The sequence below is a fragment of the Collimonas sp. genome (assembly GCF_039923675.1).
Classification (GTDB): Bacteria; Pseudomonadota; Gammaproteobacteria; order Burkholderiales; family Burkholderiaceae_D; genus Collimonas.
Window position 1 is genome coordinate 94,127 of the sequence record NZ_JBDTCG010000077.1, and the last position, 24,009, is coordinate 118,135.

A 24,009-nucleotide genomic window follows, 5' to 3' on the forward strand; every position below is an offset into this window, starting at 1 on the left:
TAAATTCAAATTCATTAATCAGGACATCAGCACTCGAGGATGGCGAAGGCGTTACCGATCTCTTCACCGAACTTTTCCAGGAACATCAGCTGCCGCACAAATTGCGCCGCCTTCTCGAAATCGCCGCCATCCAGCAATGTGCCGATGTTCTGCAAATCGGCCTTGCGCGCGGCGCGCAATTCGCGGTCCAGCTGCTCCAGCGCTTCCACGCTCTTGCCGGCGCGCGCATCGTCCAGCGTTTCGCGCCACTCCATCTGCTGCATCAGGAAAGCCGCCGGCATCGCCGTATTCGATTCCGCCTGCAGCGCGACGCCGTTCAGCTCGCACATATAGGCCGCGCGCTTGAACGGGCTCTTGAGGGTCTGGTAGGCTTCGTTGGCGCGCGTGGTCCATTGCATCGCCACGCGCTTTTCAGCGGCGGTGGCGTTGACGAAACGGTCCGGATGCGTCTGGTTCTGCACCTCGTGGTAAGCCTGGTCCAGCGCCGTCGTATCGAGCGTGAAGCGTTGCGGCAGTTGGAACAGTTCGAAGTGATTTTGCATGATTACTCTGATAGATCGGGGGACCCACAAAACAAAAGCCTGTTGTGGTTCAACAGGCTTTACAGTTCAACCGTAGTGCAAACCAGCGAAGAAACCGGATCAGATCCGGAAACTCTCGCCGCAGCCGCATTCATCCTTGACGTTCGGGTTGTAGAACTTGAAGCCTTCATTCAAGCCTTCACGGGCAAAATCAAGTTCGGTGCCATCGATATACGGCAAGCTCTTGGGATCGACAAACACCTGGATTCCGTGCGATTCGAACACTGCATCTTCATCAGTCTTCTCATCCACGTATTCCAGCTTGTAAGCCAGCCCCGAGCAACCGGTCGTACGCACGCCGAAGCGCAGGCCGATACCCTTGCCGCGACGTTCGATGTAGCGGTTGATATGCTTGGCCGCTTTTTCTGTCAATGTGATTGCCATAACCGTCAGCGCCTTTTATGCCGCTTGTTTCTGCTCGCCGTGCTTGGCTTTGTAATCTTCAACCGCGGCCTTGATCGCGTCTTCCGCCAGGATCGAGCAGTGGATCTTCACTGGCGGCAACGCCAGTTCTTCAGCGATCTGGGTATTCTTGATCGACATGGCTTGATCCAGTGTCTTGCCCTTGACCCATTCAGTCACCAGCGACGACGAAGCAATCGCCGAGCCGCAACCGTAGGTCTTGAACTTGGCGTCCTGGATGATGCCGTCGGCGCCGACCTTGATCTGCAATTTCATGACGTCGCCGCAAGCAGGCGCGCCAACCATACCGGTACCGACAGTGTCGTCGCCCTTGTCAAAGGCGCCGACATTGCGTGGATTTTCGTAGTGATCCAAAACTTTTTCTGAGTAAGACATTTTGCTGCTCCTTGTTTGATGCTGCGGCGCTGAAGATTCAATCAGCCGCAGAAAATCACTTGAGGACAGAATAATTCGCCACGCTGCGGTGGCTCTTAAACTCTTTCCCCAATTAGTTATTAATGCGCCGCCCATTGGATCGTACTGATATCGATCCCGTCTTTATACATGTCCCACAGCGGCGACAGCTCGCGCAGTTTCGCTACCTTGGTCTTGATCAGTTCAATCGTGAAATCGATATCTTCTTCGGTCGTGAAACGGCCGATGGTGAAGCGGATCGAGCTGTGCGCCAGTTCGTCGCTGCGGCCCAGCGCGCGCAATACGTACGACGGCTCCAGGCTGGCCGAGGTACAGGCCGAACCGGACGATACCGCGATGTCCTTGATCGCCATGATCAGCGATTCGCCTTCAACATAGTTGAAGCTGACATTCAGGTTATGCGGCACGCGGTGTGCCATGTCGCCGTTGACGTACACTTCTTCAATCGTTTGCAGGCCGGCCGCCAGGCGGTCGCGCAATGCCTTGATGCGAACGATCTCTTCATCCATCTCTTCACGGGCGATTTCAAATGCCGCACCCATGCCGACGATCTGGTGTGTAGGCAAAGTACCCGAACGCAGGCCGCGCTCGTGACCGCCGCCGTGCATCTGCGCTTCCAGCCGCACGCGCGGCTTGCGGCGCACATACAAAGCGCCGACGCCCTTCGGACCATAAGTCTTGTGGGCAGTGAACGTCATCAGGTCGACTTTCCATTTTTCCAGGTCGATCACGACCTTGCCGGTGGCTTGCGCCGCGTCGCAATGGAAAATGATGCCCTTCTGGCGGCACAGTTCGCCGATTTCTTCAATCGGCTGGATCACACCGATTTCATTATTCACCAGCATGACCGAGATCAGAATCGTGTCAGGGCGGATGGCCGCTGCCAGCTGCTCGATGGTGATCAGGCCGTTGTCTTGCGGTTGCAGATAAGTCGCTTCAAAACCCTGGCGTTCCAGCTCCCGCACCACGTCCAGCACCGCTTTGTGTTCGGTCTTGACGGTGATGATGTGCTTGCCCTTGGTCTTGTAGAAATTGGCTGCGCCCTTGATGGCCAGGTTGTTGCCTTCGGTGGCGCCGGAAGTCCAGATGATCTCGCGTGAATCGGCGTTGACCAGCTTGGCGACTTGTTCACGTGCGTCTTCTACCGCTTTTTCAGCGGACCAGCCATACATGTGACTACGCGAAGCCGGATTGCCGAACTGCTCGCGCAGGTAAGGAATCATCTTGTCGGCAACACGCGGATCGATCGGCGTGGTTGCCGAATAATCCATGTAAATCGGGAAGTGAGGCGCCTTCAATGTGTCTATCAGGCTTTTTTCCAAGGGTGCGTTCATACTATTTTGAGCTCCAATCAAGCAACCAGGTGGGACCGATGCATCACCACCACGTTTTGTTCCAGGGTCTTCTTTTGCTGCGCGTGTTGCTGTTCTACCAAATCCTTCAACGACACCGAATCCAGATACTCGACCATCTTTGCGTTCAGGGTCGACCACAGGTCGTGCGTCATGCAGCGGCTGCCGCCTTCGTGATCCGGGCTGTGGCAATTTTCCTTGCCGCCGCACTGGGTCGCATCCAGCGGTTCGTCGACCGCAATGATGATATCGGCCACGGTGACATCTTCTGCCTTGCGCGCCAGGTTGTATCCGCCGCCTGGCCCGCGTACGGATTCAACAATCTGGTGACGGCGCAATTTACCGAACAATTGTTCCAGATATGAAAGAGAAATCTCTTGCCGTTCGCTGATGGCGGACAAAGTCACAGGACCCTTACCCTGGCGCAATGCCAAATCGATCATCGCAGTTACCGCAAACCGGCCTTTTGTAGTCAGACGCATGTAATCTCCGCTCTTAAAGCTATCTATCCGCGCATCCTTGCTCCGAATTGCACGGTGTGACGACAGTATACCAAACTTGAGTGAATCCGTCAGGTATTGCCCGATTCCTGAAATCCCGCGCCAGTATTGGCTCTCAAGCCAGTTAATATTTAATCAACCACAGAAAAACAGGGTATTCCGGAAAGGACCGGTTTCGAGGCAAAATAGCAACTTCCTTATAGGCAAGAATCAATGGAAAAACGTTTCCTGCAAAAAATTTATGCAAGGAAGCGGCGCTTAAACCTATAATATCGACCCTCCCGCACAGTCCTCTTTTGAGCAGCACAGCACAAGTATGGCCATCCGCAAATCCAAGACACCGCAATCACCGACCCAGAGAGCCGACCAGAAACGCGTCGACATCCTCAAGTCCGCCGGCAAGTGCTTTCGCAAGAACGGCTTCCACCAGACCTCTATGCAGGAAATCTGCACCGAAGTGGGCCTGGGACCGGGCGCGGTGTATCGCTATTTCACCAGCAAGGATGCGATCATCGCCGCCATGGCCGAGGACGAACGACGCCAGGCCCGCACCATGCTGTCGGAATTTCACGATACCGACGACCTGCCGCTAGCCCTGTCAGCCATCACCCGCGCCTTCGCCCTGCGCTACGCGGCGATCAGCGACGCCGGGCTGATGACCGAAATCTATGCCGAGGGATTGCGCAACAAGCGGGTTGGCGCGGTGATCAAGAAGGCGGAGACGGAATGGGTGGACGGTTTGGCAGACATGCTGCGCACCGCCCAGGAACGCGGCCAGATCGATGCCGCGCTGGATGCGCAGCAGGCAGCGCTGCTGCTGACGGCGATGTGGGATGGCATCGTGATCCGCCAGGCATATACGCAGGAAATGCCGGAAGCGATGATGGGCTTGTTTGACGACATGCTGAAGCGCTGGTTGTCGACCGCCACGGTCAGCACCAAACGCGTCAAACCGGCGCCAGCGCCGAAAGCGGTTGTCACCGCCCCGGAATTCGACTTCGCGCCAGAACAGGAACCTGAAGCGGAAAAGACGCTGACCCAGGCCGAGACTGATTTACGGCAGATGAGCCTGATCTAATTTACGCGCTTCAATAGCTGCATCGGGCCGAACAAGGCCTGCATGCCGGCGTTGCCGATAAAGCTGAGATTGTAGGGATGCTCGGCAACCGCTTTCGGAAAGCGCGCGGTGACCGGGTAGGCATTCAACTGCTCGGCGATTTTCCCCCACAGCACCAGCGTCGGCAAAGCCTCGCCACGCCCTTCAGCGGTGCCGGCCAAACCTTGCAGCACCGCTTGCATGAACGGCTGCCAGGCCTTGGCATCCTTCACCGGCGGCACGTCGGAGCGGAACACCAGCGACGCATTCAGCAGCAAGAATCCTCGGCCCACCATATTGTCCTGCAGATCCGCCAGCAGCTGGATCGCCGGCGAGCCTGCCGCTTGTGCCTGCTGCGCCACGCCGGACATGGCGTCGCCGGTGGTGCTTTCGATGGCTAGCTGGTCATCCGCCACCAGCAGCATCTTCATGAAATTGCGCAGCGAGGTAGCGCGATTGACCTGCTTCGACAAACCCTTTTCCGACCACAGCGAGCCGACCGCGCCATCCATGAAACAGACGCCGGTGGCGCTGGCCGCGCGCGGATAGGGGCCCTCGCCTACCAGCACGTAGCGAACGGCGTCCAGCGGCTGGGTGAAGGCAGCGAACATGCGGCCTTCGGTGGGCAGGTAATCTGCGGCGGTCAGGTCCTGCAAGTAGGTCGGATTGGCTTGCGCTACTGCGCGCAAACCATCTTCAAGAATGGCGAGCCAGGAAGCATGCACGCCACGTAAAGCATCACGAATTGAAGCAGGAAGAAAATCAGTCATAAATCTCTAAAACAAAATGAATAAAAAGACGTTTGCAGGTTGGAAGAGTGAAGCGTCATCCGACCTATAAAACAATATTGTCCGCCCCCGGAGCACCAAACAACTGCTGCTTCAGCACATGCAGCTGATCGCGCACCTGCGCAGCTTTTTCGAACTCCAGGTTCTTCGCGTGATCGATCATCAGTTTTTCCAGGCGTTTGATTTCCTTGCTGACCTGCTTCTCGCTCATGGCCTCGTACTTGGCCTGGTCTTGCGCAGCATGCAGCTCTTCGCGCGCTTCCTGCGGACTGTAGACGCCGTCGATCAGCTCTCGGATCTGCTTGTTGATGCCGACCGGCGTAATGCCGTTGGCGGTGTTGAACGCAATCTGCTTGTTGCGGCGGCGCTCGGTTTCATCGATCGCACGGCGCATGGAGTCGGTCATGCGGTCGGCATACAGGATCGCAGTGCCGTTCAGGTTACGCGCGGCGCGGCCGATGGTCTGGATCAGGCTGCGCTCGGAACGCAGGAAGCCTTCCTTGTCCGCATCCAGGATCGCCACCAGCGACACTTCAGGGATGTCCAAACCCTCGCGCAGCAAGTTGATCCCGACCAGCACGTCGAATGTTCCCAGACGCAAATCGCGAATGATCTCAACCCGCTCGACGGTTTCGATATCGCTGTGCAGATAGCGCACCTTGATGCCGTTATCGCTAAGAAATTCAGTCAGTTGCTCGGCCATGCGCTTGGTCAAGGTCGTCACCAGCACGCGCTCGTTTTTCTTGATGCGCGCATTCGCCTCGGTCATCAGGTCATCCACCTGGCTCAGCGCCGGCCGCACTTCAATCGCCGGATCGATCAGGCCGGTCGGCCGCACCACCTGCTCCACCACCTGGTCGGCACGCTGGTTTTCATAATCGGCCGGCGTCGCCGACACGAAAATCGTCTGCCGCATCTTGCCTTCGAATTCATCGAAACGCAGCGGCCGATTGTCGAGCGCCGACGGTAAGCGGAAACCGTAATCCACCAAATTGGTCTTGCGCGAACGGTCGCCGTTGTACATAGCGTTCAACTGGCCGATCAGCACGTGCGATTCATCCAGGAACATCAAAGCATCCGGCGGCAGATAATCGACCAAAGTCGGCGGCGGCTCGCCCGCCTTGGCGCCGCTCAAATGGCGCGAGTAGTTTTCGATGCCCTTGGTGAAACCGATTTCCTGCATCATCTCCAGATCGAAACGGGTGCGCTGTTCGATGCGCTGCTCTTCGATCAGTTTATTTTCCTTACGGAAAAATTCCAGGCGGTCGCGCAGTTCTTCCTTGATGGTGTCGATCGCCCGCAGCACGGTCGCGCGCGGCGTCACATAGTGCGAGCCGGGATAGACGGTAAAGCGCGGAATCTTCTGGCGCACCCGACCGGTCAGCGGATCGAACAGTTGCAAGTTGTCGATTTCATCGTCGAACATCTCGATGCGCAAAGCCAGCTCGGCATGCTCGGCAGGAAACACGTCGATCGTATCGCCACGCACGCGGAAGGTGCCGCGGCCGAAATCGATTTCATTGCGCGTGTATTGCATCTGGATCAGCCGCGCGATCACATCGCGCTGGCTGACCTTGTCCTTGGCGCGCAAGGTCAGGATCATCTGGTGGTATTCGTTAGGGTTACCGATACCGTAAATGGCCGACACCGTTGCCACAATAACCACATCACGCCGTTCCATCAGCGATTTGGTGCAAGACAGCCGCATCTGCTCGATATGCTCGTTGATCGACGAATCTTTCTCAATGAACAAGTCGCGCTGCGGCACGTACGCTTCCGGCTGGTAATAATCGTAGTAACTGACGAAATATTCCACCGCATTGTGCGGGAAAAACTCGCGAAACTCGCTATACAGCTGGGCCGCCAGGGTTTTATTCGGCGCAAAGATGATCGCCGGCCGCCCCATGCGGGCGATCACGTTAGCCATCGTATAAGTCTTGCCGGAGCCGGTCACCCCCAGCAACGTCTGGTAAAACAAGCCATCTTCCACGCCTTCGGTGAGCTTGTCGATGGCCGCGGGCTGGTCGCCGGCCGGCTGGAACGGCTGGAACAATTTGTAGGGCGAATTGGGAAAAGTGACGATTTTAGACTCGTCGACGGTACTGGAAACCTGTGATATGTCAGCCATGGGCCTCGACCTTTGGTAAAATAGACGGTAGTAAAATCCGCGCCGACCAGCGATGTATTCGTGACCCGGCACAGCATTCAACCCGGCTACAAGATGCACTTTGCAGCCAACTTTTTATGTTATCACGATGAACGCACCTCTTTCAGCCTCCCTCTTCACCGCCATCGAAATGGCGCCACGCGATCCCATCCTCGGCATTACCGAAGGCTTCAATGCGGATCAGAATCCAGGCAAAACCAACCTCGGCGTCGGCGTTTACTACGATGATAACGGCAAGGTGCCGCTGCTGGAGTGCGTGCAAAAAGCGGAAGCGCAACTGATCGCCAAACTGTCGCCACGCACTTACCTGCCGATCGAAGGCCTGGCCGCTTATGACAAGGCCGTGCAAGAACTGGTATTTGGCGCCGACAGCGCCGTAGTGCAAGAGAAGCGCGCGATCACCGTGCAAGCCATCGGCGGCACCGGCGCGCTGAAACTCGGCGCCGATTTCCTCAAGCGCTTCGCCGCAGCCGATGCCCAAGTCTGGATCAGCGATCCAAGCTGGGAAAACCATCGCGCGCTGTTTGAATCGGCCGGCTTCACCGTCAACAACTACCCTTACTACGACCCGGCCACCCGCGGCGTCAACTTCAGCGGCATGCTCAATGCGCTGAAGACCATACCAAGCGGTTCCGTCGTCGTGCTGCACGCCTGCTGCCACAACCCGACCGGCGCTGATCTGAGCGACGCCGAATGGACCCAGGTCATCGAAGTCGTCACCCAGCGCGGCCTGGTGCCTTTCCTCGACATGGCCTATCAGGGCTTTGGCGACGGCATTGAAGCCGATGGCCATGTGGTTCGCCGCTTCACCGAAGCTGGCGGCCCGCTGTTCGTTTCCAACTCGTTCTCGAAATCGTTCTCGCTGTACGGCGAACGCGTAGGCGCCCTGAGCATCGTCGCCGCCAGCAAGGAAGAAGCCGGCCGCGTGCTGTCGCAACTCAAGCGCGTGGTGCGCACCAACTACTCCAACCCGCCGATCCACGGCGGCCAGGTAGTCGCCACAGCCCTGTCGTCGCCGGAACTGCGCGCACTGTGGGAAGAAGAACTGGCCGGCATGCGCGTCCGCATCCGCGAAATGCGCCACCTGCTGGTCAAGAAACTGAAAGAACAAGCCCCAGGCCACGACTTCGATTTCGTCACCAAGCAACGCGGCATGTTCTCCTACTCCGGCCTGACCAAGGCGCAAGTCGAGCGCCTGCGCGATGAATTCTCGATTTACGCCGTAGACACAGGCCGTATCTGCGTCGCCGCGCTGAATTCAAAAAATATCGACAATGTTGTCGCCGCAATCGCAAAAGTCCTGTAATATTCGGGTCCCGAAGCAGTAGCAACACTTGCTTCGGGGATGTAGAAAAGTTTAGAAAAAGCTTTGACAACACAGCAAATTCAAGACTATAATTCTGCTTCTTTCAATTCCCTGATAGCTCAGTTGGTAGAGCGACGGACTGTTAATCCGCAGGTCCCTGGTTCGAGTCCAGGTCGGGGAGCCAAGATATATAAGGGGTTGCATGCAAATGCAGCCCCTTTTCTATTTCCAAATTCTCTTTATATCAGACACTTGTCTGATACTCGCCCAGTTTGGCACCTCCCCCAATTCCAGCAACCAGTCCACCCAGGGCGATTGCTGCATCATGGCGCGAAGCCCTTGCCTGCGGCGGTCACCTCGCTGACGGCATCTTGCAACTTGATCAGTTGGACTTCGAGGCCTCTGGCGTAGGTTGATTCGGCGACGTGCTGGGTTTCAACGTCTGAGAGCTTAACCCCGCTGGCCTGGCCATCAGTTCCGGCGGGAATGTCGGGAAGCTGCACACCAGTGTTTGCGGCGTTCCACAAGCGGACAAAGCCATTGTTGATAGTGCACACAGTATCATTTTGAGCGGTGACATAGATGGGTACCTGTTTAGTGATGGTTTCGCCCTGGATGCGGACGACGTGTTCGCGATCAACGTATTGAGTGACGGTCTGCCGCAATACCTGGCCCTGCTTATCTGCGACCTTAGCAACATAGGTGGCCTGCTCGCGCTTCTCAGCATCCCACTTCGCCTGCGTCACAGCCTCTCCCGCGCTGTGCCGATACGCACCATAGGCCAGCACCAGCACCAAAGCGATCAACACCTCGTAGCCCCAACGGGGCACGATCTTGAGCATGCCAAGTACGGCGGCCGGCCCGAGCGCCGTGATGAAGGCAATGCCGATGCCTATCAACGCACCACCGCCCAGAAACGTCCAGTGATGCGCCATGAAACCGAGAACGCCACTCATTTACCGAACTTGGCGGACAGGCCAAGCCCCGATAGAAGCCCGAGTGCGCCGACGCCGTAGCCCTGGAAGTCAAAGGTCTTGCCATATACGACGCTATAAATCTCCAGGCCCAGGCCGACGACGATAGCAACAGCCGACCAGAAATACGCCGGCTCCAGCACCAGGCCACTGTCACCAGTGATAAGTTCCAAAAGTTTTTTGAGCATTATTTGACCCCTAAAGTAGCTTTCGCTTTCACCCACAGTGCCCGACGCTCTTCCTTGCCGGCCATTGCAGGACCATTGATTGCACGCGTGATCGCGTCGATGTTGCCGAGGTCCGCCAGCGCATTGCAGCCGTTGCCTTGCCAGTACATGGCCGCGCAAGCAGCTCCCCATTCGGGTTGCTCTACGGCCTCCGGATGGGAGACAAAATCGGGAACGTCGGTGCCATGCAATTTACGCAGCCGGTCCCGGGCAACGGCGTAGTTCCGTAAGCCGGTAAGCTGAATCGGTCCACGTCCCCGATAATTCCAACCGTCACCCGACGATTCGGGACCGTTACCGTTGCGAAGGGCATAGACGTGATTGGCGATATTTTCCGGTTTGCGAGCATAGTGCTGCGCGGTCGCTGGGGTGAACCGACTGCCGAACGTCGCTAGCAGGCCAGCGGCGCCGTAGTTCAGATTCTCGACCACAGCGACAAGTCCGCCGCTTTCATGGCCGATTTGTGCCAAGAAAGCCGCCTGGCGTGCCGGCGTATTGATGTCAAAATCGGCCATGGCATCACTCAACGCATTCAGCCAGGTTTGAGCGGTCGTTAGCTTGGCGCCGGTCGATGCGGCTATTTGGGCAGCGCTGATCATCACTCCCCCCACTTCGGCCACTCAGGCCATTTGCCATGCAATAGGGCTGCGATCGCACCACCAAACAACGCGAACGGATATAGAAATTTGATAAGATCGCGCAGGTTTTTCCCGGACCACCTGAAAACTGAAACGCCGGTCTTCGCAGCCTTGAAAATTTCGACCAGTTCCGAAGTGCCAGCAATATTTGCCTTTGTCAGGTCAGTATTGGCGGCCAATTCCTCTTGCAGCTGCTGAAAGCGAGCTTCACCGGCCCGCAGCTGGTCGTCAATGAACTCTCGAAATTGCTGCTCGCTCATCGAGAGGAGCTTTTCCCGGTGCCCGTCCATTAAGCACCGCCTTTCGCGTGCAACGCTTTCATTTCATCGGGGGAATAAACGAAACCCGGAATCAGGAACGCCTGGACATTCCAGACTGGATCGCTTTCTTCGTGCCGGCCGTGATCTTTCCCCCGATGATGCAGCTCGCAAAGCGGCAGCTGGTTGTATTCCGAGTCAACAAAGGTCAGCGGCATGGCCGGGTCAAATGTCTCCCAATCAAAGCCCTGCGTGAGCCGGATCAGATCCCAGATCGGGTGCTTCTTTGGGATTGGAACGACTCGCTGCAGCTTGTGGGAAAACATGACATCGGTGCGATTGGTGGCCACATCGCGTATCCATTTCCAGTTGATCGCAGGACTGTAAGCCCACTCGAAAAATCGATGATGCGATTCGACCTTTTCTTCGTCGCCGCAAACCGAGCACACGTAACCGCCCTCCTCCTTCATGTGCCTCTTGGAAGCTCGGAAGATCGGAGACTCTGTCCGTGGTTCGTGGCCAGGATAAAAAGTGTCTTCGGAAAACGTCGCTCGCTTCTCATGTTCGCCTTTCGGCATGGCGCAATCTTTTACTGCAGTCATATTTTCTCCAGGTATAAAAAAACCGCCCTGTAGGCGGCTTCTTGACGAATCGAGTGTTGTTTTAAATTGTTGACTTATCCGTTGCGTTGGCCAGGCAGTGCCCCTGCCCAAATACGCAGTCGATCAGCGGCGCCACGATCTTGGCCCATCTTTTTCCGGCAATCAACGCCAGCCCGGTCCGGCGGCTGATGGTCTCCTGTGCGTCACCACCGAACAGGCTGTTTCCGCATTCATCCAAAGCGACGGCCATGCTTTGCGCACGCGTGGTCGAACCGAGGACAGCCTGCACCAGCATCGCGACGATCAAAATCGGCGTCACCATGGCACACAAAAACCAAAGAGCGAAAAGTCTCAGACGCGTCATGTTTAGCCCCAATTTATTTTCTGAACTGATACCACGTCAACCGCGGTCATGATCTGCGCTTGCAATGTAGCGTTCTTGCTCATGTTGGTCAGTATCGCCATTTTCGCATCGCTACCTGCTTGCTGAATTTGCGACGCAGTATGACTTACCCATGCCCATACGCCATTGGCATCTTCACACCAGAATGGTGTCATCCAGTTCGCCGGTAAGTTCGGATATATCGAAGCCAGTACAGACGCCGAGAGATTTTGCTGATCGGTCTGCTTGGCCGGATAGGTGTGCGGTGTACCCAGCGCAGATGAAATGAAGCCGGCAGTGATCGCAGCGGCGCATGCTGAATTGATCAACGCAACTTGGACTTGCTGTGCTTGGGCTAACAGTTGATCCGCGCCCGGCGCCGGCGCTGCTGTAACCGTCATTTCTCCGCTCGAGTCGAAACTGAAAGACGCGCCTGTGCTCAAATTGATTGCTGCCGACGCATCCACGCTAGACACCTCAATACAGTCCGCTGGAGCACTGGTATCTTCGTCGAAATAAAACCCGGTACCGCCAGATTGTTTTGCACTTTTGCTAAATTTCATTTTTCAATATCCCTTTGCAAGAAAGCGTCCGCTAATGTTTGCGCTCGCCCTGACTATGAAGTTCGATTTACCATTGGTTGCCGCGTTGTAATAAGCCTGAGCACCACTCCCCGGTGTGTAATCTCCAGTCACGTACAACTGCATGATGGAATTCGGGAATGAAATTGGATATGGAACAGTAGTATCGACTGTTAGATTGGCACCGCTCACCATCCCCCATTGCTCAACCGTGTAGCCTATCGGGCTATTGGCATCCGGATAACGCTTCCAACCTTGTGTCCCAAGGCTAGACGTAAACGATCCAAGATTGCCCATGCCAGCAGTAGAGGTGGCAACACGCCAACTAGTCCCAGATTCCGCAACGAAAGTAATAGACTCACCCGCCAGCACATTTAGCGATGCTGAAAGCCCTGCGCTTCCATACACGTAGGTACAACCCGCAAATGCTAATCCGCAAGTGTTCGCACCAAAATTCATCATAGTAAATCCATCACCAGGTAGCGCACCCAACGATGTCGGTGTCCCAATGGTGAAAATAAAATTTCCACTATTTATCAGCAAGCTGCCGATATCCGTCGCCGCAAGTGCGCGAGAAGCCGCAATTGTTCCTGCCCCCGAATAGTGAAATCCAGAGGACTTCACCAATGTTTTGATGGCCGTCAATACCTGGTTATACGTGGCCTTCGACGGGACAATGCCGGCGGCCATCAAAATCGAAATCAGTTCCTCTTGCACCATATTCAAAAAAGATGCGCGAACCAATGTGGCAGCGAGAGTGCCAGGACTGCCTTCGGTAAAGTATCCGGGATTTCCCACCGCTTCGGGAACAGGAAGTGCCGCCACCGCACTTGGATCATCAATACGAAACATGTGTCGTCCTTATCTAAATTAAGAGTATGAAAAAAATACGGTTGTGTGCGCCGGCGCGATCTGCTTCAGCTCACACTCCAGAACCGTGTTACCAATCGAAGAAAGCGGCTCGCCGGCCGCCGAATACCCCGCCCGGAATGGGTAGGAGGAAATCAATGGTGCGTTGACGCGCCAGGCATGCGCCCAGCTATTGCCACAGAGTGGCTGACCAGCCCTCAAGTTGCCCGCGCGCGCCGGCACGTACTGCGTAATCGTAATTGTGTAACCAAGATTCAATGCGAAAGCCGTCATGTAGGCTATCGATTGGCCACCGCTACCCGCGAATCGCGCGACGACCTGCGCCCTACGGGCCTGGATAGTCGGACTTGGCCCGGCGCATGGATCTGGCAATCCGAGCGCTGCCTCCCATTCGGGCAACAATTCGTAGGCGGTTGATGGGAATGCATCGACTAGCAAATAGTTCGCGCGCAGGCCATTGCGTTCGTAGCTAGGCGTCAACCCGGCCAGTCCTTGGGTCTGCACAGCGTCCGGGCCGCGGGGCCAAACACGGCCGCGTGGCATGAGCGACTGCAGTGCGCCGAGATAATCGGCAGCAGTATAGATTGGTGCGATCATGAGAGTCAGAGATAAGTGATGATGCCAACCGTGGGCAACGTCCCCACAGCGTTAGTGATATCGGGCAATGGCACGGAAATAATAAAGTCAGTCACGCCGGATACGCTGGCGATCGCCGACCAGATCAAATTAATCGGAATCGTCCCGCCTTTCGCCGAGCCTTTCCGGAAAAAAACATCCGCTATCGCGCTTTGCACCGAGCCACGATTAGCTATCGGAATACCGCTAATCGTGAAATTTACCGGCGCTGGAATCGGCGCGCATACATAAACAAGCGCCGTCACTGGCTGCACTGGATACAAATAATTAGCCACCACAAGCTGCTCGCCAGTTGCAGAAGCGGCACGCGGCTCGCTAGCAGCTACCCCGTTAGTTCCTTGCGGGAATCCATTGTTGGCCGCTTCGCTCACGTCGAGCATGAAGTAGACAACGACTGTCCCGGCGCCATAGCCATTGCGCACACACCAGGCACGTGTTACGCCTGGGACTTCCCCCGCCCATTCGACATAGTCGGCCTCATCACCACCTTGCGGCGTATTTTGATAGGCAGTGAGCATGCGGCTACGCAGGCTGTCATCCTTCTCCAAATCAGCACCGACGGCAATCGCGGCTCCCGCTGTTCCGGATGACTGAATGCCGGCGATGGCCTGAGATAAGGTCATTTTGCTGCCAACAGCGGTGTTCCCGAATGCACCGCTTTGCCCGGTCGGATCCGCGTCGGCGATCACATTCACAGTGACCGTGGTGCCGACTATTGTCGCTGCCGCCTGCGTTGTGTATGTGACGCCGTCGCCACGAACCACCCCCGCACCAGCCGGAATTGTTCCGGCTGTGCCTGGAAATGTCACGGTAAGCACTGCTTGTGATGCCGCTTTGCGATACACCTTCTTGAGAGCTGCCCAGGCTTCGAGATATTCATCAGTGGCTGTAAATGGATTAGATTGCTTGGCAATCCAGTCAAGATAGCCGTAATGCAAATTGGCCAAGTTTGCTTGCGCGACGCCTGTGATCTTGAGATTGGAGAACCGTAGCAACGGGTCGGAACCCTTGAGTGACGCGGCGATGTCCTGCGCCACCTGGTTACGTAAGTCGCTAAGTAAGGGACGCGTAAATGGCATATCAGTTAATTCCTTTCCATACCCACGAATAATTCATTGCCAGGGTGGTTCCGTTTTTTTGATAAGCCACCACCCTGGCCCCCAGCTGGGATGCCTTGGTCCACTCGACGTAAATATCGAATTTCGCCACCACGCCGTCATCGATTAGCCACTGCAGCGCCTCGGTGATATACCCCTTGGCCTTGGTGAGCGTTTCGGTCGTCTGTTTGGCGCGCTCCAGCAGCCACAGTCGCGACCCGATTTTGTATAGCTGATCGGCGTCCCCTATCCAGCCGCGCGGGTCCCCTGTACCGTCCGGGATGGCATCATCGAGATTGGCCTCGCGATCAGTGAACAGGCTGATCAGCACCGCCGTTTCCAGATCACCGCCGCTTGCCAGATCGGCGCCGTCGAGAGTCCAGTCCCCGCGGCCAGCCATGGGAACCCAAGTTGTTGTGGTATCGCTCATTGTTGTTGGTTCGGTTGATTGGTAGTGAGAGTGGAGCCACCAGGCATGACGTTCTGCAATGGATGGCCATGGCCGTCATACACTTGGCGCATTCCAGACATACTTTTTGCTCCACCTGCGTCCGAGATATCGCCTTGTGCCACGATGTTTTTGCCGACATTGAGATTGCCGTCGACCGTCATGTTTCCGGTGGCATGCACAGTTGGAGTATCCAACGTGATCGACGGCGTATTCGTGACCACGACAGGAAGGCCCGCTCCGTTGACAACAATGCCGCCTTTGCTCAAGTAGACCGACTGGCCGAGGTTATCGTGGATGACGCACTCGCCCTCTTTCAGGCTCTTGAATCGGTAGGTTTGATTGCCGGTAGCGATGATGATGCCGTTCGAGCGATCGCCGCCGACAAAGATCGCCACCACATCCGATTCCATTGGCGGATAGGAAGAAAATCCATACTCAGCGAGGCGCGGCGTATCATCTCGAATCTCCATTGCACCGAGCTGAATTTGCAGTTTCTGCACATTGCCATCATCATTCCCGGCTGTGACTCTGCCGCGTCCAATCGCCAACATGACGCGTCGCAACACGCGCTCCACAGCGGAAAATGCCTGTACGTTGCTCATTGCCCTGCCCCCGGATTCGCCGGCACATCCGCAGGCGCCGGCTGAAAGAGAACTGGCTGCGGGAAAAACGCTTCCGGTGGCATGATCACCAGGTCGGCCGTTGTGCCGCTTTCTTCGTTGCGCGAATAGGTCACCTCACTAATGATCCAGTTCGCATCCAAAAGCTTTAATCTCGGCAAAGAAATCCGCGCTAGGGTATTCGGGGTCCACAACTGGCCGCTCTTGTCTCGCCAACTATCTGTAGTAAGGTGCAGCTGGTTGGAGCGCCCAAAACGCCGGACAGCCTCCCATTCCACCCGCTTTTTGGCAACGGTAAAATCACTATCGCCAGATTCCGCAATGATGAATCTGCGGCGAGGACGCAGCACATTGGCGTCAGTGGCTATGGCAATCAAATTTCCGAGATCTCCCAAGTCACTGGTCACGTCCATCGACTGGATAAACGCCTTATACTCGGAAAATCGCTGATCCATCGAATAGGCGATTGATGCAGACTGGACATTTTCACCCAACGTAAAGCCACTACCGGCTTGCACCGTCCCTACCCTGGACAACACAAGATTGCCATCCGTATCGTCGTAAGCCAGTAATGCCGAATAGCGACATATATGCTCAATAATATCGAACGGCGTCTCGCCCAAATTCAGGTTAAATTGCGGAATAGGCAGCCCGACATCCGCAGTCGCACTGACAGAGATCCCATACGGGTGCGCGAGCTTTTGCGCTACGCCCAACACCGACGAACCACTTATTTGTCCACCCGGCCATTCAGCAGAACAATCCACCAAATCGGCACATTTGCTCCTACCTACAACACGGATCGCGTGTTGGCCCTCCGAGACACTGGGAATAAAACGATCGACGTAGCCTGTGATAACAAGGTCGCCGCCGATCTTCACCTGGCAAGAATCGCCCTCCTGCACAACGAAGGCACTGGCATCCCCTGGATACAATTCCGTCAAACCAATATCGAAGTCGCTGGGGCATCGCTCTATACCACGCGTTACCCGAATATCGGTCCAACCAGCCATGACCCTATCGTTAATAGTTAGTGTAAGATCATCATCCATTCGGTTCACCCAAAAAAAATCCCGCCGAAGCGGGGTTACAATCCTGCAATCAAACCGCAGTGGAAGGAAGTAATCGTGATTACAGTTTTTGCGCTAACACTGGTTTTCGCAGATGGTTACCTGGGCGGGTCGACGCATGCGCGTGATTTCAAGGATGCCGCCGCCTGTAACAAATTTGGTGCGCAAATGGCATCGCAATACACGTCCCGGGGACATCCAGCGTCATTCGTCTGCGCGAAGACCACTCGCACATTGCAAAAGCGTGAGGCGCCGGAGATCATTACTCCTCATTTCACTCAACCCACACTAGTTCACCCGTAGACTCACTTCGATAGCGCCCTGAAGCTGGTCGGCATGAACGCCGGATGAATGGGATTTGCCTGAGTGACCAGTCCATCCGCCCGCGAGGCGTCCCGGTATATGCGTTGCGCCAGGACGGGCGCCGGAATCGACTGCAACGTGGTAATGGTCGCAATTTCCGCCAGTGCCGTCCCTCGCTTCGCCAAATCCTGCGATACCGCCGCACGCAACAAACGCAGCGCATTGAACGTCGCATCCTCACCCTGATCGCCGGCAACATCGATTTCTTGATCGATCGCGGCACAAACGACAGCGCGAACTGCTGCCGCATCGTCGGCCGAAGACGGCTGATATGCAGCGGAAGCCCGTGCCAGTGCAGTAACCGCCGCGCGCCTGAACATATCCCCCGTTGCAGCTTGCATCGTCGCCATGGCCTGCCCAATCACCGATGAGGTCGTCGGCGTGTTCGCAACGAATCCGGCCAGGCTCGATAATAGGCGCACCGCATCCGCCGGATCGACGATTGCAGCATTGAGGGACGCGACGACGGCCTGGGCCGCCACTGCAAAATCGCTAGCGCTGCTCATAAGCCCAACCCCGAGGCAACAGAAGAAAGAGTAGTGATCGCACTGGAAACATTCGACCTCGCTTTCGCACCTAAAGAAATCAACCCGCTCACCGATTGAGAGGTCGCGCCAGCGGACGACGCGACACCACCCAGTCCCCCGTTGTTCCGGCCGCCGAAGAAGCGCCCGAAATTGCCTTTCAACGTCCCGACCATGTTGTACAGGTTGGTCGCATCGTTGCTCAATTTCTGCACGCGCCCCGCCCAAGCGGCGGCCGTGTTCACCGCCTGTTGGACGACCACCGCGCCCTGCTTCAATACGGCGCCGGCCCGGGTCACAAAGTCAGCGTTTGCCGCGGCGTCGGCGGCATCGGCGGCTTGATTCACCGCATCCACCGTCGACGTCTCCACACCGGGGAAAGAGCGCTCTCCGGACTCGATGAAAGAAAAACCGAGCTCGAAGTAACGTCCCTTGTCCCAGCGCTCGGTGACAACCAGCGGTCCGGCCAGGCTGACCGTCATCTGTCCGAGGGTAGGATGAAGCAGTTCGCCGCCACCGTCAGACGACTCGCATTCCCGAATGAAACGCTCGCGCTGCGCAATGACACTGCCGCCGCCGTACACAAGACTATCCTCGACTAGGAAGCCGGTCATATTGATGCGCCGTGCCGCCCGCCCCAGATCTTCCACCCACACCGTATCTTTGTAGGGATAGGTGTGCACAACGTTGCGGCGGCCGAAATGTCCCTCCGACCCAAGCACAGCGAAAGGCAACCCGCGATAGGAAGCCGGGCGCAGCTGTGAACTCCAAGAGCCGCCGACTCCGCCTAGACCGCCGAGGCCCAAGTCCTGACCTAGTCGGCTGATGGCACCGATGCCTTGATTGACGTCGCGCTGGATCTCCGTAACGGATCCCAAAAAATTGTCTAAGCTCATGATGCCGCCAATGTGGGCATAGTGTAATTAACACGCACCGGCACAACTTCACCGCCTTTGCCCTTGGCGCTGACCTTTGCTCCTGGCGCCGCGTGCACCGTAATTTCCATTTTTTGCGCCAGTTGCGGTTGCTGAGACTGCTGCTGGCCACCCAACTGAGCTGCGACCACCGCATTGATCATGTCCTGGCTGAAACCCGCCCCGTTGCCCTCATGCTTGGCGATTCCCGAGATCATCGGTGCGACGACCTTGGGATCGTTCAGGTTCAGCGCCTCGTTTGGACTACGCCCGGTTTGCTTCGCCATGTCAGCGATATACGCGGAAGTGTTGTTTTCATTCGGGGGTGCCCAACGCTTTATCACGCCCTCCAGTGTGTTGATGCCATGCTTGTTCTGATAAGCCTGGAGATTTTTCACCATCGCAACAATGCCGTCCTGCGGCGTGGCAAAGGAAGCAAAGCCGTTGACACTCGGCACGCCGGCCCAGCTGCGGATGTTGCCCGGGTTGTTTTGCCGAACACCGATTGGCGCCCGACCCGTACCTGGCGCCGCCGGTGCTGCGCCAGGCTGTGATATGACCAACGGCGCGGCGGGACCTGCCGCCGGCGCAGTCGCTGGACTAACCACGTTGACCGTACCAGGGCTGCTCACCCAGTCGGCCAATCCCAGTTTTTTCAGCACCGACGACGGCAACATCGAGGTGATCGATTTGATTCCCCTGACCAGGCTGGCGACAATGTTTTTGCCCGCAGCGTACAGATCGAAGTCAAACAACCACTTGGTGAGGCCATTCATGGTATCGCCCAACAATTTGACAGGACTGAACTCCCACAGCGCCTTGACGATACCGTCAGTCCAGCTCTTGTCGAACGCGGACTTCACTCCCTCCCATTTTTTCCGGAAGAACTCGACGATGTTGTCCCAATTTTTGTAAATCGCGTAGACACCAAACGCTACCGCCGCGACACCGGCGATCAGCCAGCCGATCGGCGTAGCCGCAATCGCGGCGCCGACCGCCAGAAACGCTGTAGACAAGCCGCTCAACAGCGCGCCGACTATCGGAATGCCAGCGGCCATCTCCGCCAACCCTGCTGTATAAAGCCCCGCGGAGAGCAGCACCTTCAGGATGGCAGGCACCAATGTGGCGTCAAGCGCTGCCGCAAACAGTCCCACCACCCGGATCGCCGCCGGCACAGTCACTATTGCCAGTTTCCCCAGCGCCAAGCCAAGATTGATAACGCTGGCAATCAGGCTGCCATTGAGCACAAGCACCACAGCCAGCGCGGCATTTTTCCAGCCGCCGAGAACATCAACTACCCGCTCGACCTTGGCGCCGAACTCCCTGATGTCGTCACCGATCTTGTTGAAATCCAGCTGATTGACCCAGTACGCCAGCCCTTCGACAAACGACGCCACCTTAGTAGCAATCAGCTCACGGTTCGCCGCCGTCCAGGCAATGAAACGGTCGATCAGCGGCTGCAGGATCGGGATCAGCTTTTCGCCGATCGATTCCTTGACGCCATTCACGGCGATGCTCAGGTAATTCAAGCGCAACCCGAAGCCGGCCGCAGCATCGATAGCCGCCTGGCTGCGCACGCCGCCTAATTCATCCACCTTGCGCTGATACTCTTCGATGCCGACTGCGCCCTTCCGGAGCAGGGGCAGCAGCGCCTCCATGCCGAAGGTGCGGGCGACGAGCCCCTGCACCTGAGCATTCTTGATGCCGGCGATCGAATTGGCCAGATCCTTCATGCCGTGGGCAGCATCAATCGAGCCTTCCGCGGTTTTATGGATCCCAATGCCCAAGCGATTGAGCATGCCCAATGCCGCCTGGTTGCGCCCATACAGCGCATCTTCCATCGTGTCCCCCAGGCTTTTCAGGCCACCGGACAGCTCCTGCGACGACACCCCGACCGCCTGCGCGGCGCCCTGCAGCGACATCAGCGCCGCCGCCGGCATCCCGATGGATGCGGCCACGCGTGTGATTTCCGAGCCGAGACGGCCCCACTCAGTGGCCAGCGCGGCAATCCCGGCGATGGTGCCGCCGCCAATCAAAAGCGCCATCGGCGCCGCGATCGCTGACAGCTTGCCGGCCAGTTCGCCGGCCGACTTGGCAACGCCGCCGATACCGCGACCTACTTTATCGAAGCCCATTTCTTTGCTGAATCCAGCCACGGACTTGTTGATCCTGGTGATGGGAGCAGTCATACGGGCGACCGATGCATTGATCTTGGCAACCGTTGCAGTGACCCTGTCGGTCGCTGAAATCACGATGTCAAATTTATTTGCCATTTTCGTTCGCCTTCTTTGTCATCCGAATTGCCTGATCATTCCACCAGGACAGCTTGCTCCACGGCAGGCGCCACGCATCGTGTGGTCCCCAGCCGTAGAACTTGGTTACTTCCGCTACGACTTCCCGCCAGTTTGGCGGGAGCCGCTTAGGTCCAAAAAAGCCATCAGATACCGCTGTGCTTTGTCCAGATCCCGAGCGCCCATTTTGCTGATGACCTGCTTGGAAACGCCGCTGATCGCCGCGATGAATACGAAAACCGCACCCATCGGACCGATCTTGTCGACAGCCTTATGGAACAGTTCGATTTCGTGTCCTTCAGGCTCTCGCAAGGTGATCTGATGGACCGTCTCGCTGCCCACGGTGATAGATTTCCGCAGGTCGATGATCAGTTCGTCTTCCAGCTCGTCAAAATTTTGTTCAGTTTCGTTGCTCATTTAAGATTCCTCGACGTCGAGACCTTCGAAAGCCACTTCAAACGTGGCCTCGGCAGTTTTTACTTCCTGGGATTCCACGGTCCACATATTGCGGCCGACGACGGTCTTACCATTCGCCAGTTCGACAGTGACCGTGACGTTTGTCATCGCGTTGAAATTGGCGACAGTGAGACTGCCGGCATCACGGAACGTACCTGCGATGCGTCCCGCAAGTGGCTTCTCAGCGTACCCATGCACAGTATCCTGACCGGTGAGCGTATCCCGCGTCACCTTGGAAACGCGATACGTGAGATCGGCGGCCAGCATGTATGTCTGACCATCGACGCGGATGTACGCGAGCCCCGCCAACCTGTTTGTTGTATCTGCCATATTGGCTCCTAAAAAAAGAAACCACCCGTAGGTGGTTAAAGCATGGTGGTGATGGCGATCAGCTCAGGCGGAACTGATTGAGCAGCGCGAATATCCGCAGCTGATTGATCAGAATGGCCGGGAACAGGACATCCACGCGGTTCGGATTCTGCGTGTTCTGTTGCACGATCAAACCTTGCTTGAAGGCATCTCCGTTTTGCACCAAGCCGTCGTATTCCAGTTCACGATACTTGGCGATCAGGTCCGCACGAATGATCTTCGGTGTGACGATCGCCGAACCGGCAGCGAACCGCGTGCCGTCCGCGGCCAACTTCACCCGGGCGTACTTGGAGGTCACCAGCGTTTTGAGCGCCCGCAGCACGTAGGCAATCGTGAACATCGTCTCGATCTCCAGATAGCTGTTGTCCGCATTACCAAACGCGTTTTTCTGATAAGTAGTGATCAGATTTTGAATCGACACCGTACCGTCATCCGCCACCGAAAACGTCGAAATGCCGTCATACAGCAACGTATTCTGATCTGTCAGCTGAAAACGTGATGCAAGCGGAGGCGCCAGCACGCCCTGGATAACAACCGTCTGCACCGGCATTGCTGGATCAGCGCGCAAACTGACCGCCGTCGCGCCGGCATAGGCTGCAGCCCAGATCCAGTTCGGCGTCGGTGAGCCGTTGAAGCCCATGATGCTGCCATGCTGATCGTTACGACTTGTCCCCAGCGTCGTCTGAACACCGAGCGTGCCGCGATTGGCTGCGAAAAAATGCCCGTACAGCTGCTGGTTCCAGGCCCAGCGCCCGGTCTGATCGTTGAGCAGACCTTTCATGGCGTCCAGCGAAGTGCTGTCAGTGTAGGGGCAGACAATAAAGTCAAACGCCTGGCTGCCCAGATTCGACAGGGCCGTGGTCAGGTTCGGCGCAGTAGCGCCGGCCGCCATGGCTATGATAGTCGCAACGAACCCCGTCGGTAAGACTTCACCGCCTTTGCTGCCCTGATAATTGAACTGCAGGTCGATATCGTTACCAGCTGGCCCCTTATTGATCGCGGTCAGCGTCACCGTACCGGCCGCCGCCACAGCAGTCACAGGAAGATTCGGCGTCGCGGTGATCGAGGCCGCCAAGGCGGTCGCTATCGCCGCCGGCGTTTGCGTCGTCAAAACGGGTTGCGCCACGCGAACACCGGCGATATACAGATACAAGGTTCCGTTCGCAGTCGGCGCCGAAGTAATCTGCACGCTCCCGGAGGCTGCAATCGCAGCCGGATCGTCGGCCAGCGGCAAATACCAGACCTCGCCGAACGTGTCGTTCAAACGATAGGCCGCTGTCATTAGCGCCAGCATGGAGCCAGGGCCACCCGCAATCACGGCATCGGACGCCCCTTGCGAAATGACTGGGACGTTAGGGACGGCTGATCCGGTAGCGACAATCTGGCCGATCACCAGGGCACGCTGATTCATCTGCCCAGTGTTGGCTTGCGAATTGTCAGTCTCCGCATAGAACAGCGGTACCCGATTGTTCGCGGGAATATTTTTGAATGGAATCGTCATTCTTGTACACTCCGGTCAACTGTCTTTTGTTTGACGGCTACTTTCGCCGCGCCAGAAACGACATCGCCGTCAAGAAGACGGCGATGCCAGTAACCAGATTCGGGAACGTCTCGCCCCTCGGCCGGCAAATGATCCAACAGGTCCGGGTCGCGTATGCGGAGGCCCGGCGCAGGTATAACGTACATAAAATCTCCTATGGCGGAAAATTGATATTCAAGCCCCCCTCATCGCGACCATCAGGTCCCGATGAGCGCGGCGCAGGCGTTACAGAAGATGGGAATGGCGGATTCGGATACGTCCCATTTGGATCGAATGTCCCAAGCATGTCCATATGCAGATTGACGCCACCCAGCGGGACTGCGACTGGCTGCAATGGTGCCGGCGCGTCCAGGATCGGATCGAACACCTCGCAGAACTCGCAACGTATCGTCATCTGGGGGTGTACTGGATTCTGTGTAAACGGGTTTTCGTTTAAGCCTGCGGCACCCGGTCTTCAAACTGGATGGCGAAGCGATTCAGCGCCGCTTTCCAGTCCCGTATCGGCATCGTCCACTTCTTG

The 24,009-nt window shown here is 56.8% G+C and carries 29 protein-coding genes and 1 tRNA gene; 3 read left to right on the plus strand and 27 right to left on the minus strand.

Going from position 1 to position 24,009, the window contains the following annotated elements:
* Positions 1-26 precede the first annotated feature (26 nt).
* From hscB to iscR, 5 genes are all read right to left on the minus strand, one after another.
* The gene (gene hscB / locus ABI171_RS16090) at positions 27-542 is read right to left on the minus strand and encodes a Fe-S protein assembly co-chaperone HscB (protein ID WP_348093537.1); all 516 of its coding nucleotides are present in this window, start codon (positions 540-542) and stop codon (positions 27-29) included.
* Positions 543-641: 99 nt separating this feature from the next.
* Positions 642-965: an iron-sulfur cluster assembly protein IscA gene (gene iscA / locus ABI171_RS16095; RefSeq protein WP_014007106.1), complete on the minus strand. Its 324-nt coding sequence runs from the start codon at positions 963-965 to the stop codon at positions 642-644.
* Between the two features lie 15 nt (positions 966-980).
* Positions 981-1,379, minus strand: coding sequence for a Fe-S cluster assembly scaffold IscU (gene iscU / locus ABI171_RS16100; RefSeq protein WP_348093538.1), 399 nt, complete (start codon positions 1,377-1,379; stop codon positions 981-983).
* Between the two features lie 119 nt (positions 1,380-1,498).
* Entirely contained in the window at positions 1,499-2,752 is a 1,254-nt protein-coding gene (locus ABI171_RS16105; RefSeq protein WP_348093539.1) for an IscS subfamily cysteine desulfurase, read from the minus strand.
* Positions 2,753-2,769: 17 nt separating this feature from the next.
* Positions 2,770-3,252, minus strand: a complete 483-nt coding sequence (gene iscR, locus ABI171_RS16110; protein WP_098495982.1) for a Fe-S cluster assembly transcriptional regulator IscR — start codon at positions 3,250-3,252, stop codon at positions 2,770-2,772.
* Between the two features lie 334 nt (positions 3,253-3,586).
* Between iscR and ABI171_RS16115 the strand changes: the two genes are divergently transcribed.
* Positions 3,587-4,348: a TetR/AcrR family transcriptional regulator gene (locus ABI171_RS16115; RefSeq protein WP_348093540.1), complete on the plus strand. Its 762-nt coding sequence runs from the start codon at positions 3,587-3,589 to the stop codon at positions 4,346-4,348.
* On the opposite strand, the gene ABI171_RS16120 is transcribed toward ABI171_RS16115, so the two are convergent.
* Both ABI171_RS16120 and uvrB read right to left on the minus strand, forming a co-directional pair.
* The gene (locus ABI171_RS16120; RefSeq protein WP_348093541.1) at positions 4,345-5,136 is read right to left on the minus strand and encodes a uracil-DNA glycosylase; all 792 of its coding nucleotides are present in this window, start codon (positions 5,134-5,136) and stop codon (positions 4,345-4,347) included. The two genes, ABI171_RS16115 and ABI171_RS16120, sit on opposite strands and share 4 nt — an antisense overlap.
* A 64-nt stretch (positions 5,137-5,200) precedes the next feature.
* Positions 5,201-7,282: an excinuclease ABC subunit UvrB gene (uvrB, locus tag ABI171_RS16125; protein WP_348093542.1), complete on the minus strand. Its 2,082-nt coding sequence runs from the start codon at positions 7,280-7,282 to the stop codon at positions 5,201-5,203.
* Between the two features lie 127 nt (positions 7,283-7,409).
* On the opposite strand from uvrB, the gene ABI171_RS16130 reads away from it, so the two are divergent.
* Both ABI171_RS16130 and ABI171_RS16135 read left to right on the plus strand, forming a co-directional pair.
* The gene (locus ABI171_RS16130; RefSeq protein ID WP_348093543.1) at positions 7,410-8,627 is read left to right on the plus strand and encodes an amino acid aminotransferase; all 1,218 of its coding nucleotides are present in this window, start codon (positions 7,410-7,412) and stop codon (positions 8,625-8,627) included.
* A gap of 108 nt (positions 8,628-8,735) precedes the next feature.
* Positions 8,736-8,811 (plus strand) — tRNA-Asn (locus ABI171_RS16135).
* Positions 8,812-8,950: 139 nt separating this feature from the next.
* Here ABI171_RS16135 and ABI171_RS16140 read toward each other — a convergent pair.
* The 20 genes from ABI171_RS16140 to ABI171_RS16235 all read right to left on the minus strand — a co-directional run bounded on the left by ABI171_RS16140 (position 8,951) and on the right by ABI171_RS16235 (position 23,635).
* Positions 8,951-9,583: a hypothetical protein gene (locus ABI171_RS16140; protein ID WP_348093544.1), complete on the minus strand. Its 633-nt coding sequence runs from the start codon at positions 9,581-9,583 to the stop codon at positions 8,951-8,953.
* Positions 9,580-9,789 carry a hypothetical protein gene (locus ABI171_RS16145; protein WP_348099334.1) on the minus strand — a complete coding sequence of 70 codons (210 nt, stop codon included), beginning with the start codon at positions 9,787-9,789 and terminating at the stop codon, positions 9,580-9,582. The genes ABI171_RS16140 and ABI171_RS16145 overlap by 4 nt, the downstream gene beginning before the upstream one ends.
* Positions 9,789-10,427, minus strand: a complete 639-nt coding sequence (locus tag ABI171_RS16150; protein ID WP_348093546.1) for a glycoside hydrolase family 19 protein — start codon at positions 10,425-10,427, stop codon at positions 9,789-9,791. The genes ABI171_RS16145 and ABI171_RS16150 overlap by 1 nt, the downstream gene beginning before the upstream one ends.
* The gene (locus tag ABI171_RS16155; RefSeq protein WP_348093547.1) at positions 10,427-10,726 is read right to left on the minus strand and encodes a hypothetical protein; all 300 of its coding nucleotides are present in this window, start codon (positions 10,724-10,726) and stop codon (positions 10,427-10,429) included. The genes ABI171_RS16150 and ABI171_RS16155 overlap by 1 nt, the downstream gene beginning before the upstream one ends.
* 29 nt (positions 10,727-10,755) lie before the next feature.
* Positions 10,756-11,325 (minus strand): hypothetical protein, encoded by a 570-nt coding sequence (locus ABI171_RS16160; RefSeq protein WP_348093548.1) that lies wholly within the window; start codon positions 11,323-11,325, stop codon positions 10,756-10,758.
* A gap of 61 nt (positions 11,326-11,386) precedes the next feature.
* On the minus strand, positions 11,387-11,689 hold the full coding sequence (locus ABI171_RS16165; protein ID WP_348093549.1) for a hypothetical protein: 303 nt from the start codon (positions 11,687-11,689) through the stop codon (positions 11,387-11,389).
* Between the two features lie 2 nt (positions 11,690-11,691).
* Positions 11,692-12,270 (minus strand): hypothetical protein, encoded by a 579-nt coding sequence (locus ABI171_RS16170; protein ID WP_348093550.1) that lies wholly within the window; start codon positions 12,268-12,270, stop codon positions 11,692-11,694.
* A 3-nt stretch (positions 12,271-12,273) separates the two neighbouring features.
* Positions 12,274-13,140, minus strand: coding sequence for a hypothetical protein (locus ABI171_RS16175; RefSeq protein ID WP_348093551.1), 867 nt, complete (start codon positions 13,138-13,140; stop codon positions 12,274-12,276).
* Positions 13,141-13,158: 18 nt separating this feature from the next.
* A complete protein-coding gene (locus ABI171_RS16180; RefSeq protein WP_348093552.1) occupies positions 13,159-13,755 on the minus strand; it encodes a putative phage tail protein in 597 nt (198 codons plus the stop codon).
* Positions 13,756-13,760: 5 nt separating this feature from the next.
* A complete protein-coding gene (locus tag ABI171_RS16185) occupies positions 13,761-14,873 on the minus strand; it encodes a baseplate J/gp47 family protein (RefSeq protein WP_348093553.1) in 1,113 nt (370 codons plus the stop codon).
* A 1-nt stretch (position 14,874) separates the two neighbouring features.
* The gene (locus ABI171_RS16190; protein WP_348093554.1) at positions 14,875-15,321 is read right to left on the minus strand and encodes a phage GP46 family protein; all 447 of its coding nucleotides are present in this window, start codon (positions 15,319-15,321) and stop codon (positions 14,875-14,877) included.
* On the minus strand, positions 15,318-15,944 hold the full coding sequence (locus tag ABI171_RS16195; RefSeq protein WP_348093555.1) for a phage baseplate assembly protein V: 627 nt from the start codon (positions 15,942-15,944) through the stop codon (positions 15,318-15,320). The genes ABI171_RS16190 and ABI171_RS16195 overlap by 4 nt, the downstream gene beginning before the upstream one ends.
* A complete protein-coding gene (locus tag ABI171_RS16200; RefSeq protein ID WP_348093556.1) occupies positions 15,941-17,014 on the minus strand; it encodes a phage baseplate assembly protein in 1,074 nt (357 codons plus the stop codon). Before ABI171_RS16200 ends, ABI171_RS16195 begins: the two co-directional genes overlap by 4 nt.
* Positions 17,015-17,337: 323 nt before the next feature.
* Positions 17,338-17,901, minus strand: coding sequence for a hypothetical protein (locus ABI171_RS16205; RefSeq protein ID WP_348093557.1), 564 nt, complete (start codon positions 17,899-17,901; stop codon positions 17,338-17,340).
* On the minus strand, positions 17,898-18,815 hold the full coding sequence (locus ABI171_RS16210; RefSeq protein ID WP_348093558.1) for a DNA circularization N-terminal domain-containing protein: 918 nt from the start codon (positions 18,813-18,815) through the stop codon (positions 17,898-17,900). Before ABI171_RS16210 ends, ABI171_RS16205 begins: the two co-directional genes overlap by 4 nt.
* Entirely contained in the window at positions 18,812-21,106 is a 2,295-nt protein-coding gene (locus tag ABI171_RS16215; RefSeq protein WP_348093559.1) for a hypothetical protein, read from the minus strand. The genes ABI171_RS16210 and ABI171_RS16215 overlap by 4 nt, the downstream gene beginning before the upstream one ends.
* Positions 21,107-21,220: 114 nt before the next feature.
* Entirely contained in the window at positions 21,221-21,541 is a 321-nt protein-coding gene (locus tag ABI171_RS16220) for a phage tail assembly protein (RefSeq protein WP_348093560.1), read from the minus strand.
* Positions 21,542-21,910 (minus strand): phage tail tube protein, encoded by a 369-nt coding sequence (locus tag ABI171_RS16225; RefSeq protein WP_348093561.1) that lies wholly within the window; start codon positions 21,908-21,910, stop codon positions 21,542-21,544. It abuts the gene before it with no gap.
* Positions 21,911-21,968: 58 nt separating this feature from the next.
* Positions 21,969-23,450: a phage tail sheath subtilisin-like domain-containing protein gene (locus ABI171_RS16230; protein WP_348093562.1), complete on the minus strand. Its 1,482-nt coding sequence runs from the start codon at positions 23,448-23,450 to the stop codon at positions 21,969-21,971.
* A complete protein-coding gene (locus ABI171_RS16235) occupies positions 23,447-23,635 on the minus strand; it encodes a DUF2635 domain-containing protein (RefSeq protein WP_348093563.1) in 189 nt (62 codons plus the stop codon). Before ABI171_RS16235 ends, ABI171_RS16230 begins: the two co-directional genes overlap by 4 nt.
* Between the last annotated feature and the right edge of the window lie 374 nt (positions 23,636-24,009).